Below are 13,938 nucleotides of genomic sequence, written 5' to 3'. Positions count from 1 at the left end.
AGGACCTAACCGAAAACATGACAGCCCTGTAACGCAACCGGCAACGCCGCCTCTGCCAGACCGAAGCCCGCCTGCCCCATCGCGTTGCCGTTGTAGAACATCAACACACGCTCGCCGTGCTGGATCAAGGCGGGGTAGCACAGCGTTTGCGCATCCCAGCCGTCATCGGATAACGCAAGCCCCAACTGACGGTCGTCGCGTTCCCAGTGCACCCCATCGCCACTGAAGGCGATGCCGGGAAAGTAGCCGCCCTGGAGGTCGCCACGGGTGAAATACATCAGATAGCGCTCGCCGAACCGGTACACGCGCGGACGCCCGATGCGGTATTCGTCGCCGTGTGGACGCAGGCACACAGCATCGTCGGTAGGAATGCAACGCAGGTCGTCGGTCTGGGCGTAGCGGATGTGGTAACGCGGATACGGCTGGCCGCCAATCGTTTCCCAATCATCGCCCACCGCGTACCAGAGCCTCCAGCGGCCCTGTTCGTAGCGTGCCGAATGCACCGCGGCAATCGTGCTGCGCCCCGGTGCGCGATCCAGCAGCGGCGTTTCCTGCCGACGCTGGAAGCGCTCGCCACCATCGTGGGAGACCGCCAGGCCGGTGAAGGCGAGGAACTTGGCCTTGGCCACACGCTGGAAGCCGACATAGAACAGGTACAGCCCATCCGGCCCGGCCACCACATCGCCCAGGATCATGCCGTTGTCGTCGAAACAACCGTCACGGCCAATGTCGAGCACCGGATGCTTGCTGACGCCGACGATCTGCGTTGGCGCATCGGCGCGCACATCCACGTATCCGATCCGGCTCACGCCCTGCGCATCGCGAAAGCCGGCGTACACCCGCAGCACCTGAGCAGACAGGCGATGCGGTGTTGGCGTCAGCGCGGCATGGTTCATCCAGCCGCCCACCCCGTGGCGCGCGACGTCGAACACCAGTCCGCGTTTGTTCCAGGCAAGCACCGCTCAGAGCTCCACATCGAAGCTGGATCTGCCCGCCACCGGGCGCGCCGGCGAGCCCACGTACACACGCCCGGCTTCGGTATGTCGCGTCACCAGCGCGCCGGCGCCGATGATGTTGTCTGCGGCGATGCGCATCTTGTCGCTGAGCGTGGCGTTGACGCCGATAAAGCTGCCCTGCCCGATCTGGCAATAGCCGGAAATCACCGCATGCGAGGCGATGAACACATGATCCTGCACCACCGTGCGGTGGCCGATATGGTTACCGCTCCACAACACGCAGTTGTCGCCGATGCGGGTGAATGGCTGCACGACGTTGCCCTCGAAGATGAAGCAGTTGGCGCCGATCTGCGCGTTATGCCAGACGAAGGCGCGTGAGCTCACATACGTCGCGCAGCGATAGCCGCGCCGCACCAGATCCTGGAAAAAGCGCGTGCGCAGGCGATTGAGTTGCGTTGCAGGAATCGCCACGAACACCGCGTAGTCTTGCGGCGGATAGCATTGCTCGAGTTCTTCGTAGGCCACCACCGGCAACCCGGCCACTGTGGGCTGCAGCAGAAAAGCGCGCTCTACACTGAAGGCCGCCACCGTGTAGTGGCTGTCGTGCTGGAAGTACTCGCAGGCGATCTGCGCGAACTCGCCCGCGCCGACAATCACCAGTTGCCTCGGTGCGCTCATGCTTCCAGCCTGCGCGCTTGCAGCGCAGTGCCATTGCGCACTTCGCTCACGAACTGGTCGTAGTCCAGGATGTAATCGCCAGGGTCGTAAAGCTGGTCGGCCAGCACCATCAGCACGCAGTCGGCACTGAAGCGGTACAGGTCGCGCCACACCATGCGGCCGAGCAGCAGGCCTTGCGATGGGTCGTCCAGCACGACTTCGCTGGGGCCATTGCCGTTGCCTTCGTCGAGCAGAATCGTCACCGAGCCATGCAAGGCCACTGCAAATTGATTGAGCTGGCGGTGCGCGTGCTGGCCACGATGCACGTCGTGGCGCGTGCCGAACAGGTAATACACACGGCGGATCTCGAACGGAACATTGCGCTGCTGCTCCAATGAAATGAGCAGGCCGCGATCGTCACCGTGGGTATGCAACTGGATGCGTTCGATAGCCATGATCGGAAAGGCGTAACCGCCGACTGCACGTAGTGCGACATGCCTGAGTGCGCCGGGTTGCGCGAAAGGTTGCGCGCGCTCGCGGCCCTGCGAAGCGCCGTGCGCGCAAGCGCAACCGATCGTGTCGCAGCGCTTCGATATGCAGCACGTGCGAACCAGGTGCCGCAACGACGCAACCTTTTTCCGACATCGCCGCACCCATCGGTGCACGTTCACCTGGCCGCCGTTGGGCCTGCGTGGGGAGCCAGGCCTGGCCGCGCGGCGCGCAGCCGGAACCAACGACCACCACCGGAAGACAGATCAGATGCGCTCCTCCCCCCCGGCGCCCGCCAGCGCTCCCGTCAACGGCACAGACGCGGTGCCCCCGGCAGAACGGGCGCCCGCAGCCGCGCACGTGCCGCCCTTGCCCAAGGCGATGCGCGTGCTGCACTGGCTTACCGTGCTGTGCCTGACCATGGCCGCCACGCTGATCCTGCTGCGCGCCGAACTGGATGGCCGCGCACTGCGTCAGTGGCTGCTGGAAGGCCACCGCCACTTTGGCTTGCTGGTGCTGGCGCTGTTTGCGTTACGCATCGGGTTGCGCCTGCGGTTGCGCAGATTGCCGCCCGGCCCGCCCGCATCGCTGCCGATGCGCCTGGCCGCTGGCGCCACGCATGTGGCGATGTACGGCCTGATGCTCGCGCTGCCATTGCTGGGCTGGTCGCTGAGCAGCGCCTACGGCAAGCAGGTGTATTTCTTCGGCATCCCCTTGCCCGCGCTGGTCGCACCGGACGGCGACCTCGGCGACACCCTCGGCACCTGGCACTTGAATGCGGCCTGGGCGCTGCTGGCGCTGGTGCTACTGCATCTCGGCGCCGCGCTCTGGCATCACCTGGTGTTGCGTGACGGTCTGCTGCGTCGCGTCTTACCGGGCAAGCAGGCGTGAACCGCCATTTCCAGCCACCTGTGATCCGTTTCTTCCCCCATTCCCGCACCACTGCATCCCGCACCGTCGAACAAGGACTTTCCATGCCCGCTTTCCAGCCCGCCCCGCGTTGCACCGCTACGCGTACTGCCTGCCTGACGTCCTTGTTGTGCGTGTCCGGCCCCTTGTTGCTACTGGCCAGCACGCAGGCGCAGGCGATTCCCTCGTTCGCGCGCCAGACCGGCTCGTCCTGCGCCGATTGCCATGTCGGTTCCTATGGCCCCTCGCTCACGCCCTACGGCATGCGCTTCAAGCTCGGCGGTTTTACCGATACCGATGGCGAGGGCACCAAGATCCCGGTCTCCGGCCAGCTCACCTGGTCGCGCAACAACCCCAGCCGCGGCGACAGCACCTCACGTCTGCGCGAAGCCGATCTGTATCTGGGCGGCCGCCTCAACGACAATATTGGCGGCTATTCGAAGATCCGCTCCAACAACAGCGGCAATGCGACCTTCGATACGCGCCTGGACGATGTCGATCTGCGCTTTGTCGGCAAGCCGTTCCAGATGGCGGGCAAGGACACCATGATCGGTGTCAGCGTCAACAACAACCCGGGCATTTCCGACCCGGTGCACGTGCTGCCGAACGCCTCCACGCTCACCCCTGCCTCCAATGGCGGCGCCTCCACCATGCTCAGCTCCTCGGCGCTGTCCAACCGCGTCATCGGCGCCAGCGTCTACGGCCTGTACGACCGCAATTGGTACGGCGAAGTGGGTAGCTACAGCGCGCTGTCGCCGTCTGCGCAGGACCGCCTCGGCTGGCCGGTCAACGGCGACCCGGGCAAGCTCGGCGACACCGGCTATGCGCGTCTTGCCTACATGAAGGACATGAAGCGCCAGTTCTTCTCGGTGGGCCTGACCGCGCTCACGACGCGCCGCCAGCCGCTGCGCACCGGGCCCAGCGACGACCTCACCGATTTCGGCTACGACCTGACCTACCAATTCCTCGGCACCCGCGAGCACGTGCTGTCGCTGGCCTACGTCAACATCTACGAGCGTCGCAAATACGGCAGCCCGCTGATGTCGACCGACCCGACCATGCCGGCGCTGGACCGGGGCAGCGTGCGCGATCAGACCCTCAGCATGAACTACGCCTTCAGGCAGACCTACGGCGTGCTGGCCGCGCACATGATCAACAGCGGCTCGTTCGATGCGGCGCGCTATTCGCCAGTGGGTATCCCGGACACCACCAGCAATTTGATCCTGCTGTACTGGACCCCGTTCGGCAAGGACGGCACCTATACCTCGATGGCCAATCTGCGCGTGTCCGCCGGCTGGTTCCGTTTCGACAAGTTCAACGGCAGTACCTCCAACGTCTTCCGCGGCCCGCCGATCACCAATCCGCGCGATCTCGACAGCTTCACCCTGTCGGTCAACCTGGCCTTCTGATCCCTCCCGCACCTGTACGGATCCACATGAACTCACCACGCAAACTCTCCGTGTTGTGCGCCCCGTTGGCCGGGCTGATGCTGGCAGGCGCACTGCCCGTGCCCTCGGCCTACGCTGCCGACGGCGCCAACGTCTTCCTCACCGAATGCGGTGAATGCCACAGCGTCAAGCCGGGCAAGAACAAGAAGGGCCCGTCGCTGTTCGGCGTGGCAGGACGCCCTGCCGGTACGGTCGCCGACTTCGGCGGTTATTCCGACGCGCTCAAGAACAGCAAATGGACCTGGACCCCGGCCCAGCTCAAGACCTATCTGTCGCAATCCTCGTCCAAGGCGCTGCCGGGCACCAAGATGAAGTACGACGGCCTGGACGACCCCAAGGAGCTTGACGCACTGATCGCCTACCTCAACACCTTGAAATAGGCGCGGGCTACGCGGCATGGCGCGTCGTCGCCCGAGGGGGCGGACGGATGGCGCGCCAATCGCACCGCGCGTGTGCCCGCGGTCCCGGCCGTCTGTCCTGCGGGCACCACCTGCATCGCGTGCTCCGCCGGTGGCGTGGCTGCATCGGTTACCAACGCGCCCAGCCGTGGCACCCTACCGGTGGCGGCCGCCGCACAGCCAGGTATTGCAGGCGGCCGCCACCGGCCGACCAGGATGGATTCGCGTTGCCCGACGCGGTGCCTTCGCGTATCCGGACGCAATCGCCGCCGCTGCGGTGGTCTCGTCCGCCGACCTGGGGCACCATCGCGTCCCTGTTTGACACACCGCCCCACGCCATTGCCCACCGTTCCAGCTTCCAAGCCGCTCCCCTCCCGACCGCGACGGCACTGCGCCCGCGCGGGCTTCTGCGTGGGCGCACTGTCGGACAGTGCCGCACGCCGCCAGCTTTGCGAAGCACGACCGGCCGTGTCCGCCCAGCAACCATGCCAACCGCGGGTGCGTCGCCAACCACACCGGCACCGCACGCTGCTGCAGGGGCTGCTGCTCACGCTGGCAGCCGGCGCCTGCGGCAGCGCCTTGGCCAAGGACTTCGGCGGCGCCGTGGCGCTGACCTCCAGCCTGATCGACCGCGGCATCTCGATCGCGCCCAACAAGGTCACCGTGCAGGCCGCCGGTTACTGGCTGCCCGCTCCCGGCTGGTCGGTTTCCACCTCGGTGGCGCTGCAGTCCCCCGCCTGGAGCGATCCGGTCGCGGTCACCGCACAGCTCGGGCGCGCCTGGATGCTGGACGACCGCTGGCAGATGCAGGCCAGCCTGCTCTACTACGGCTACCCGACCGACCGCGCCACGCGCACCTTCGACCGCCAGGAAGCCAGCCTGGCCTGGTCCTACCGCGACCTGCTGACGTTTTCGCTGTCCACCTTCAATTTCCCGCGGGCCGACCGGTCGCCGTGGAACGTGGCGTTCGACATCACCGCCAACGTCCCGCTGCGCCACGATGTCAGCCTGTCGCTCGGTGCCGGCTCGTCGCGCTTTCCGGCCATGGCCTACGGTGCAGCGCGCTCCGGCCGCTATCAGTACGGCCAGGTGGGCCTGAAGTGGAACCGCGCCGGATGGACACTGAAAGCCGAGCGCATCCTCACCAGCGGCAACACCCCGCGCATGCAGGGCGGCCCCGGCGACATGCCGTGGCTGGGCACGGTCGCCAGAACCTTCTGATCCATACGCAACCTTTTGCCTGCCTGCGCGCACTGACGTGGGTTACCTGCCATGCCTGCACCGATGAATGACACCGACACCCTGGGCGATGCCACCGACCGCATGCTGTTGCGCCGCATGGCCGGGGGCGATCGCGACGCGCTGGCCAGCATGTACCACAGCTATCACGGCCGGCTGTGCCGCTTCCTGTCGCGGCTGACCCGCCGCCCGGACATCATCGAAGAGGCCATCAACGATTGCTTCTGGATCGCCTGGCAAAAGGCCGGCGACTTCCGCGGCGACTCGCAGGTGTCCACCTGGATCATGGGCATCGCCTACCGCTGCGGACTCAAATGCCTGCGCCAGCATGACGGCGAAGCCATCGACGACACCGCCCTGGTGGAAGACCACGCCCCCAGCGCCGACGACAACGACGACCGCGAACTGCGCGACTGGCTGGACAAGGGCATGGAACGGCTTTCGCCGGACCAGCGCCTGGTGGTCGAACTGGTCTACGGCGTCGGCCACAAGCTCGAAGAAGTGGCCGACATCATGCAGTGCCCGGTTGGCACCATCAAAGCCCGGCTGTTCCATGCCCGGGTCAAATTACGCAATGTGCTGCCCGGCCTGGCCGGCGGCGCCCCTTACACGGAGACCATGCAATGAAGACGTTTTTCATCGCGCCTGGCAAGGAATGCTCGCACGCCTGGGAATTGATGCCGGCGGTGCTGCTGGACAGTGCCACCGAAGAAGAAAACACCTGGCTGATCGCGCACGTGGCCAAGTGCGCCTCGTGTAGCGCCGAATTTGCCCAACAGAACCGCCTGCGCCAGGCCCTGGCGCTGCCATCGACAGTGAAGCTGGACCCGAACGCCGGTCTGCAACGCCTGCTCGGCCGCCTGGATGCACCGGAGCAGCACAGCGCACCTGCGCGCGCGCCCGCAGCACGCCGCTCCGGCAGTTGGACGGTCCGCGCCCTGGCCGCCGCCGCGCTGGTCCAGGCCATCGGGCTGGGCGTGATGGGTGTCAAGCTGGCCTCGCCCGCGCCATCGCCATCGCACGACTACCGCACGCTCAGCAGCGTCGCGGCCTTGCCGGTGCCGCAGGGCGCCATCCGCGTGGTGCCGGACGCAAGGATGACCGTGGCCGACTGGGACCGGCTGCTGCATGCGCAGCAGTTGCAGGTGGTCGGCGGCCCCAACGACATGGGCGCCTACACCGTGGTGCCGGCCGCACCGCGGCCCCCGGCGCCACCGCAGCAGACCGTGCAGCAACTACGCGCCACCCCGGGCATCCGGCTGGCGGAGATCGTCTCGGCCCCATGAATCGCCTGTTCGCCATTGGCCTGATCGCCGCGTTCGCCGGCCTGGGCGCGCCCTCCAACGCGCACGCTGCCGCAGCCCTCCAGGCGCCGGTGACGGACGTTGCCGGCACACCCACGCCGCTGGCCGATGCGCAAACGCCCGACAGCAGCCGCGACATCCTGCTGGCGGTGGCCAACCCGCTCGCCGCACCGCCGGCCCGCGCCGGCTCCAGCCTGATCGGCTACGCATCCAGCTATTACGGCGCCGGCCAGAAGGCTGCCGCGCGCATGGACAGCATCAAGCAGCGCTACAAACTGCGCGAAGTCTCGGCCTGGCCAATCATCTCGCTGGGCCTGTATTGCGCCGTGCTGCAACCGCCGCCGGGCGTGTCGCGCGATGAACTGGTCAGTGCACTGGCCGACGACGAAGGCGTGGAGCTGGTGCAGCCAGTGCAGGATTTTTCGGTGTTCTCCGCCGATGCGTCGGAAAAGACGACCTCGCTGTCCAGCTACAACGACCCGTACGTGGACATGCAGCGCGGCTTCATCGACACCGATGCCGCCAGCGCGCAGACCGTGACCGAGGGCCGCGGCGTGGTGATCGCGGTCGTCGATACCGGCGTGGACACCGACCACCCCGATCTGAAGGCGCGCATCCGCGACGTGCACGATCTGGTCGACGACAAACCGGTGAAGACCAGCACCGATTCGCACGGTACCGAAGTGGCCGGCATCATTGCCGCCGGCAGCAACAATCACCAGGGCATCGTCGGCATGGCACCCAAGGCCATGCTGAGTATCTACAAGGCGTGCTGGTACGCGCCCACGGTCGGCGCCACCGCACGCTGCAATACCTTCACCCTGGCCAAGGCGCTGGCGGCGATCGACAACAGCTCCGCGCGCGTGATCAACCTGAGCCTGGGCGGCCCCGCCGATCCACTGCTCAGCAAGATGCTGCAGCAGCTGGTGCAACAGGGCCGCATCGTGGTGGCGGCAATGCCACCGAACGGGCGTCTGGATGGCTTTCCCAATGACGTACCCGGCGTGCTGGTCGTGCGCAGCAGCAGCGCGACACCGGCCATGCCCGGCGTGCTCAGCGCGCCGGGCAAGGACATCCTGACCACGCAACCGAACGGACGCTACGACTTCACCTCCGGCTCGTCGATGGCCACCGCACATGTCAGCGGCATGGCCGCGCTGCTGTTGTCGCTGCAACCATCGATGGATGCCAAGGCGTTGCGCGAACTCATGCAGCGCACCAGCAAGGTCTCCGACGGGCAGTTGCAGGTCAACGCCGGCGCCGCAGTGCAGGCGCTGGCATCTCACGCCAAACACTCCAACTGACGGCACCGGCATGGCCAAGTGGATTCCCTTGTGGCTGCATCGACTCAGCTCGCCGCCGACCTTCTATCGTGTCGCCGGCAGCGTGCGCCCGTGGGCGCTGGGGCTGGCCGCGCTGCTCGGCGCGGTCGCAGCCTACGGCGGCCTGGTACTGGCACCGCCGGATTACCAGCAGCACGATGCCTACCGCATCATCTTCATCCACGTGCCCAGTGCCTGGATGAGTCTTTTCATCTACGCGGCAATGGGCGTCTCGGCGTTCATTGCGCTGGTGTGGCGAATCAAGCTGGCCGAGGTGGTCGCCATGGCCTCGGCGCCGATCGGCGCAGCCTTCACCTTCATCACCCTGTGCACCGGGGCACTCTGGGGCAAGCCGATGTGGGGCACCTGGTGGACCTGGGATGCGCGGCTCACCTCCGAGTTGCTGCTGCTGTTTCTGTACCTGGGCGTGCTGGGCCTGTACCACGCCGTGGAAGACCGCCGCCAGGCGATGCGCGCCGCCGGCTTGCTCGCACTGGTGGGCCTGGTGAATCTGCCCATCGTGCATTACTCGGTGGTGTGGTGGAACACGCTGCACCAGGGGTCCACCGTGCGCCTGCTCGGCCCCTCCAAGATGAGCGCAGACATGCTGTGGCCGCTGCTGACCATGATGCTGACCACCAAGTGCTATTACGTTGCGAGCCTGTTCGGCCGCGTGCGAGTGGAATTGCTGGCACTGGAAAGCGGAAAGGACTGGGTCCGCCGCATCGTGTTGACGGAGCGCACCGCATGAGCACCTTTCTGGCGATGGGCGGCTACAGCCAGTACGTGTGGACCGCCTACGCATTGTTCGTGCTGGTACTGCTGGCCGATCTTGCAGCGCCCTGGCTGCGCCGCCGCCGGCTGCCGCGCGAACTGCGCGGCCAGTTGCAGCGGCAGGCACCGCGGCGTGTACGCGATCAACCGGCACCGGCACTGGAGCGCGACGCGCCATGAACGCCACGCGCAAGCGACGTCTGTGGCTGGTGATCGGCGTACTGGCCGCCGCCGCGCTGTCCGTCACGCTCATCGTGTTCGCTTTGCAGCGGAACATGAGCTACCTGTTCACCCCAAGCCAGGTCCGTGCGGGGGAAGCCGCCGGTTACCAGCAATTCCGGCTCGGTGGCATGGTCAAGGCCGGCTCGATCCAGCGTGCCGGCGATTCGCTGAAAGTCAGCTTCACCGTCATCGATAAAAACGCGGCGACCCAGGTGGAATACACCGGCACTCTTCCGGACCTGTTTCGCGACAACCAGTCGGTCATCGCCAACGGGCGCATGCAGGGCGGGCGCTTTGTCGCCAACGAAGTGCTGGCCAAGCACGACGAGACCTACATGCCGAAAGAGCTGAAGGATGCGATGGCGCAGGGCCACCTTGGCAAGCCGATTTCCGCCACCGTCGCACCGCTGACCGCACCGCGTTGATGCGCTTGCGGTCATTGCCACGCACGTCGATGACTTCCTCTTTCCATTTCACCTTGCGATCCGCCCATGACGCCTGAACTCGGCCAGATCGCACTGATCCTGGCACTGCTGTTATCGCTCGCCCAGGGCGTATTGCCCCTGATCGGTGCGTGGCGCGGCAACACCGCGTTGATGGGTATCGCGCGGCCTGCGGCAGTGGGCCAGGCGGTGTTCGTGTGGATGGCGTTCGGCCTGCTCGCCTGGTCGTTGTTGTCGCTGGATTTTTCGGTGGGCTACGTCGCTGCCAACGCCAACATCGCCCTGCCCTGGTACTACCGCGTTGCGGCGGTGTGGGGCGCCCACGAAGGCTCGCTGTTGTTGTGGATCGCCATCCTGTCCACTTGGACGGTGCTGCTGACCGCCTTCAGCCGGCACCTGCCGCAGCACTTCGCCGCCCGCGTGCTGGCGGTCCTGGGGTTGATCTCGCTGGGCTTTCTGGCCTTCATCCTGCTGACCTCCAATCCGTTCGGGCGGCTCTCGCCGATTCCGCTTGATGGCAACGAACTCAATCCGGTGTTGCAGGACCCGGGCATGACCTTCCACCCGCCAGTGCTGTACACCGGCTATGTCGGGTTTTCGGTGGCATTCGCATTCGCAGTGGCGGCATTGCTCGGCGGCGAACTGGAACAGGCCTGGGTGCGCTGGGCGCGGCCGTGGACCAATGTGGCCTGGGCCTGCCTGACCGCCGGCATCGTCGCCGGCAGCTGGTGGGCCTATGCGGAACTGGGCTGGGGCGGCTGGTGGTTCTGGGACCCGGTGGAAAACGCCAGTTTCATGCCATGGCTGGTCGGCACCGCATTGATCCACTCCCAGGCGGTCACCGAAAAACGCGGCAGCCTGCGTGCATGGACCATCCTGCTGTCGATCCTGGCGTTTTCGCTGTCGTTGCTGGGCACCTTCCTGGTGCGCTCGGGCGTGCTGACCTCGGTGCATGCGTTTGCGGCCGATCCGCGCCGCGGCCTGCACATCCTCGTTTTTCTGGTTGCCGTCGTCGGCGGCTCGTTGCTGTTGTATGCACTGCGCGCGCCCAAGATCGCCAGCGGCAAACCGTTCGCCGCTGCCTCGCGCGAAACCGGCATTCTCGTCGGCAACCTGCTGCTCACCGTGGCCGCGGCCATGGTCTTGCTGGGTACCTTGTTCCCGCTGATCGCCGACGCGTTTGCGCTGGGCAAGGTGTCGGTGGGGCCGCCCTATTTCGGCCTGCTGTTTCCGCTGCTGATGCTGCCGGTGGTGCTGTTGCTGCCGTTCGGCCCGTACCTGCGCTGGGGCAAGGCCGAAGCCGCACCGTTGAAAGCACTTGGCACGCGCGCCGGCATCGCCGCAATTGCGTGTGCCCTGGTCGGCAGTGTGTTTGCCGATGGCCAGGCCAAGGCGATCGCCGGCATGGGCGTGGCCGCATGGGTGGCTGCGGGCACTGCGCTGTACATGGTCAAACGCTGGCGCGACATGCCGCGCGGGCGGCGCTTTCCGGCGGAAATGGCCGGCATGCTGATCGCACATGCGGGCGTGGCGGTGTTCGTTGCCGGCGTGCTGGTCTCCGAAAGCCTGTCGGTGGAACGCGATGTGCGGCTGTCGCCCGGCGAGTCGGCGCAGATCGCCGGCTACAGCTTCCGTTTCGATGGGGTGCAGTTGGTGGATGGGCCAAACTGGAAAGCCGAACAAGGCAGCGTGCAGGTCAGCCGCAGCGGCCAGCTCGTCGCGCAACTGCATCCGCAAAAACGCCTGTACAGCAGCGAGCGGATCCAGACCGAATCGGCGATCGATCCCGGCATCGCCCGCGACCTGTATGTGGCCCTGGGCGAGCCACTGGACGATGAGCACATCGAAGACGACTGGACGCTGCGGCTGTATTACAAACCCTTCATTCGCTGGATCTGGGCCGGCGGCCTGCTGATGATGCTCGGCGGTTTTGTCAGCGCCTGCGCACGCCGCTTTCGTGCGCCGGTGACTGCACACACCGCGGCCGCCTCTTCGGCGCAACCAGCGCTCGTCATCGCACAGGAATCGCACCCGTGAATCGTCTGCTGCCCTTGCTGGGCTTTGTGTTGCTGGCGGCGCTGTTCGGCGTCGGCATCCTGCGGACCATGCAGCACAATCCGCGCGAGGTGCCATCGCCATTGCTCGGCAAACCGGCACCGGCGTTTTCGTTGCCGCGGCTGGATCTGCCCGCGCAACGCGTCAGCCGTGAGCAGTTGCTGGGCAAACCCTACGTGCTGAATGTATTCGGCAGCTGGTGCGCCGAATGCGTGCACGAACATCCGGTGTTGATGGCCCAGGCCAGCCGGCTTGGCGTGCCGCTGATCGGCTACAACTACAAGGACGTGCCCGCCGATGCCACCGCCTGGCTCGCGCGCCTTGGCAACCCGTATGCAGTGGTGATCGCCGATGAAGCCGGCCAGACCGCCATCGACTTTGGCGTCTACGGTGCACCGGAAACGTTCCTGATCGATGCCCAAGGCATGATCCGCTACAAGCACATCGGCGTGCTGACCCCGGATACCATCGACGACGAGTTGCTGCCGGCCATCGCCGCGCTGCGCAAGGGCACACCGTGATGGCCTCGGCGCTTCAAACACGCGTGTTGCATTGGCGCTGGCATTGGCGCGCGCACGGCCGCCGTGTGCGTTTGTTGCTGGTGTTGTTGCTTGGCATGCTGCTGGCGCCCTCGCTGGCGGCGCAGGCCGTGGACCCGCTGCCGTTCAAGAACCGCAGCGAAGAAGCACGCTTCCAGCGCTTGACCGCGCAACTGCGCTGCCTGGTCTGCCAGAACGAAAACCTGGCCGATTCCAACGCCAGCCTGGCGCGCGATCTGCGGCATCAGGTGTTCGCGCAACTGCAGGCCGGCAAGAGTGATGCGCAGATCAAGCAGTACATGGTCGATCGCTATTCGGATTTCGTGTTGTACGACCCACCGGTCAAACGCGGCACCTGGCTGCTGTGGTTCGGGCCGGCGCTGATGTTGGCTGCAGGTGCCGGCGTGGTCGTCCACACCATGCGTCACCGTGCGCGTGCCGGGACGCCGGTGGCGCCGCAAGGGGAGGAAGAATGGTGATGGCGGGTTTTTATATCGCAAGTGCCGTGCTGGTGGCGCTGGCCTTGCTGCTGTTGCTGGCACCACTGCTGCGCCGCACCACCGGCAGCGGTGATGCACGCTACCGCTGGGCAATTCTGCTAGGACTGGGCGTGCCGCTGGCCACGGCGGGCTTGTATCGGCTGGTGGGCGCGCCGGAGGCGATCGTGACGCAGGTGTATGCAGCGCAGCCAGCCCACATCGTCCCACTGCCACCGTCTGCGGCTGCGGGGCAGGCGCAATCGGCAAGCAACACTGCCGATGCGCAGGCGCAGGCGCTGGATCGCTTCATGCAGCAAGCCAAGACATTCGAGCAGAACGACCGACCCGCCGAAGCGCGCGAGGCGTATGCACAAGCGCTCAAGATCGCTCCCGATATCAGCGCCGCCATTGTGGGCTGGGTGGCGGCGGACATGGCCACGCGCGACGATTTCGCCATCGACGCCGCATCGCGCACACGCTTGCAGCAGGTTATCGCACGCGAGCCGGACAACCAGCGTGGGCTCTGGTTGCTGGGCATCAGCGATTTTCAACAGCAGGACTTCGCCGCAGCCACTGCGCACTGGCGGCATCTGCACGGTTTGCTGGAAACCGGATCGCCCATGCAGAAGGCGGTGGCAGACAAGATCGCGGTGGCCGAATCGATGGCCAGCGCGCGGCAGTCCGCGCGTGGCACGCGCTGAGCA

Annotated in this window: 17 protein-coding genes; 14 read left to right on the top strand and 3 right to left on the bottom strand. The window is 66.3% G+C overall.

What is annotated here, in order from left to right; translation table 11 throughout:
- Positions 1-5: 5 nt before the first annotated feature.
- The 3 genes from J7367_RS11745 to J7367_RS11735 are packed head-to-tail and all read right to left on the bottom strand — an operon-like array spanning position 6 to position 2,068.
- The gene (locus tag J7367_RS11745) at positions 6-959 is read right to left on the bottom strand and encodes a hypothetical protein (RefSeq protein ID WP_022559565.1); all 954 of its coding nucleotides are present in this window, start codon (positions 957-959) and stop codon (positions 6-8) included.
- Positions 960-962: 3 nt separating this feature from the next.
- A complete protein-coding gene (locus J7367_RS11740) occupies positions 963-1,634 on the bottom strand; it encodes an acetyltransferase (protein ID WP_057659714.1) in 672 nt (223 codons plus the stop codon).
- A complete protein-coding gene (locus tag J7367_RS11735; protein ID WP_007972313.1) occupies positions 1,631-2,068 on the bottom strand; it encodes an FdtA/QdtA family cupin domain-containing protein in 438 nt (145 codons plus the stop codon). The genes J7367_RS11740 and J7367_RS11735 overlap by 4 nt, the downstream gene beginning before the upstream one ends.
- Positions 2,069-2,483: 415 nt before the next feature.
- On the opposite strand from J7367_RS11735, the gene J7367_RS11730 reads away from it, so the two are divergent.
- The 14 genes from J7367_RS11730 to J7367_RS11665 all read left to right on the top strand — a co-directional run bounded on the left by J7367_RS11730 (position 2,484) and on the right by J7367_RS11665 (position 13,935).
- A complete protein-coding gene (locus J7367_RS11730; RefSeq protein WP_007966841.1) occupies positions 2,484-2,993 on the top strand; it encodes a cytochrome b/b6 domain-containing protein in 510 nt (169 codons plus the stop codon).
- Positions 2,994-3,076: 83 nt separating this feature from the next.
- Positions 3,077-4,420 (top strand): hypothetical protein, encoded by a 1,344-nt coding sequence (locus tag J7367_RS11725; RefSeq protein WP_057659712.1) that lies wholly within the window; start codon positions 3,077-3,079, stop codon positions 4,418-4,420.
- Positions 4,421-4,446: 26 nt separating this feature from the next.
- Positions 4,447-4,839, top strand: a complete 393-nt coding sequence (locus J7367_RS11720) for a c-type cytochrome (protein ID WP_003481759.1) — start codon at positions 4,447-4,449, stop codon at positions 4,837-4,839.
- Between the two features lie 429 nt (positions 4,840-5,268).
- The gene (locus J7367_RS11715) at positions 5,269-6,078 is read left to right on the top strand and encodes a hypothetical protein (RefSeq protein ID WP_022559568.1); all 810 of its coding nucleotides are present in this window, start codon (positions 5,269-5,271) and stop codon (positions 6,076-6,078) included.
- Between the two features lie 51 nt (positions 6,079-6,129).
- Positions 6,130-6,723: a sigma-70 family RNA polymerase sigma factor gene (locus J7367_RS11710; protein ID WP_007964109.1), complete on the top strand. Its 594-nt coding sequence runs from the start codon at positions 6,130-6,132 to the stop codon at positions 6,721-6,723.
- Complete coding sequence (locus J7367_RS11705; RefSeq protein ID WP_057659711.1) at positions 6,720-7,382, top strand: zf-HC2 domain-containing protein; 663 nt, start codon at positions 6,720-6,722, stop codon at positions 7,380-7,382. The genes J7367_RS11710 and J7367_RS11705 overlap by 4 nt, the downstream gene beginning before the upstream one ends.
- Positions 7,379-8,704: a S8 family serine peptidase gene (locus J7367_RS11700; RefSeq protein ID WP_057659709.1), complete on the top strand. Its 1,326-nt coding sequence runs from the start codon at positions 7,379-7,381 to the stop codon at positions 8,702-8,704. Before J7367_RS11705 ends, J7367_RS11700 begins: the two co-directional genes overlap by 4 nt.
- 10 nt (positions 8,705-8,714) lie before the next feature.
- Entirely contained in the window at positions 8,715-9,473 is a 759-nt protein-coding gene (locus J7367_RS11695; protein WP_057659707.1) for a heme ABC transporter permease, read from the top strand.
- Entirely contained in the window at positions 9,470-9,676 is a 207-nt protein-coding gene (ccmD, locus tag J7367_RS11690; RefSeq protein WP_057659704.1) for a heme exporter protein CcmD, read from the top strand. The genes J7367_RS11695 and ccmD overlap by 4 nt, the downstream gene beginning before the upstream one ends.
- On the top strand, positions 9,673-10,143 hold the full coding sequence (gene ccmE / locus J7367_RS11685) for a cytochrome c maturation protein CcmE (protein WP_057659703.1): 471 nt from the start codon (positions 9,673-9,675) through the stop codon (positions 10,141-10,143). Before ccmD ends, ccmE begins: the two co-directional genes overlap by 4 nt.
- Positions 10,144-10,209: 66 nt before the next feature.
- Complete coding sequence (locus J7367_RS11680) at positions 10,210-12,198, top strand: heme lyase CcmF/NrfE family subunit (protein WP_057659701.1); 1,989 nt, start codon at positions 10,210-10,212, stop codon at positions 12,196-12,198.
- Entirely contained in the window at positions 12,195-12,737 is a 543-nt protein-coding gene (locus J7367_RS11675; RefSeq protein WP_057659699.1) for a DsbE family thiol:disulfide interchange protein, read from the top strand. The genes J7367_RS11680 and J7367_RS11675 overlap by 4 nt, the downstream gene beginning before the upstream one ends.
- A complete protein-coding gene (locus tag J7367_RS11670; protein WP_017159160.1) occupies positions 12,737-13,234 on the top strand; it encodes a cytochrome c-type biogenesis protein in 498 nt (165 codons plus the stop codon). Before J7367_RS11675 ends, J7367_RS11670 begins: the two co-directional genes overlap by 1 nt.
- Entirely contained in the window at positions 13,228-13,935 is a 708-nt protein-coding gene (locus tag J7367_RS11665; RefSeq protein ID WP_057659697.1) for a C-type cytochrome biogenesis protein, read from the top strand. The genes J7367_RS11670 and J7367_RS11665 overlap by 7 nt, the downstream gene beginning before the upstream one ends.
- Positions 13,936-13,938: the final 3 nt, after the last annotated feature.

It is taken from the genome of Xanthomonas sp. D-36-1 (assembly GCF_017746155.1).
Classification (GTDB): domain Bacteria; phylum Pseudomonadota; class Gammaproteobacteria; order Xanthomonadales; family Xanthomonadaceae; genus Xanthomonas; species Xanthomonas cissicola.
The sequence above is the reverse complement of the archived record's forward strand: the minus strand, read 5'-3'. Positions and strand labels throughout refer to the sequence as shown.

Coding starts and splice junctions, on each gene's coding strand:
- J7367_RS11740 (WP_057659714.1), bottom strand. CDS start 1,634: ATGAGCGCACCGAGGCAACTGGTGATTGTCGGCGCGGGCGAGTTCGCG.
- J7367_RS11735 (WP_007972313.1), bottom strand. CDS start 2,068: ATGGCTATCGAACGCATCCAGTTGCATACCCACGGTGACGATCGCGGC.
- J7367_RS11730 (WP_007966841.1), top strand. CDS start 2,484: ATGCGCGTGCTGCACTGGCTTACCGTGCTGTGCCTGACCATGGCCGCC.
- J7367_RS11725 (WP_057659712.1), top strand. CDS start 3,077: ATGCCCGCTTTCCAGCCCGCCCCGCGTTGCACCGCTACGCGTACTGCC.
- J7367_RS11720 (WP_003481759.1), top strand. CDS start 4,447: ATGAACTCACCACGCAAACTCTCCGTGTTGTGCGCCCCGTTGGCCGGG.
- J7367_RS11710 (WP_007964109.1), top strand. CDS start 6,130: ATGCCTGCACCGATGAATGACACCGACACCCTGGGCGATGCCACCGAC.
- J7367_RS11705 (WP_057659711.1), top strand. CDS start 6,720: ATGAAGACGTTTTTCATCGCGCCTGGCAAGGAATGCTCGCACGCCTGG.
- J7367_RS11700 (WP_057659709.1), top strand. CDS start 7,379: ATGAATCGCCTGTTCGCCATTGGCCTGATCGCCGCGTTCGCCGGCCTG.
- J7367_RS11695 (WP_057659707.1), top strand. CDS start 8,715: ATGGCCAAGTGGATTCCCTTGTGGCTGCATCGACTCAGCTCGCCGCCG.
- ccmD (WP_057659704.1), top strand. CDS start 9,470: ATGAGCACCTTTCTGGCGATGGGCGGCTACAGCCAGTACGTGTGGACC.
- ccmE (WP_057659703.1), top strand. CDS start 9,673: ATGAACGCCACGCGCAAGCGACGTCTGTGGCTGGTGATCGGCGTACTG.
- J7367_RS11680 (WP_057659701.1), top strand. CDS start 10,210: ATGACGCCTGAACTCGGCCAGATCGCACTGATCCTGGCACTGCTGTTA.
- J7367_RS11670 (WP_017159160.1), top strand. CDS start 12,737: ATGGCCTCGGCGCTTCAAACACGCGTGTTGCATTGGCGCTGGCATTGG.
- J7367_RS11665 (WP_057659697.1), top strand. CDS start 13,228: ATGGTGATGGCGGGTTTTTATATCGCAAGTGCCGTGCTGGTGGCGCTG.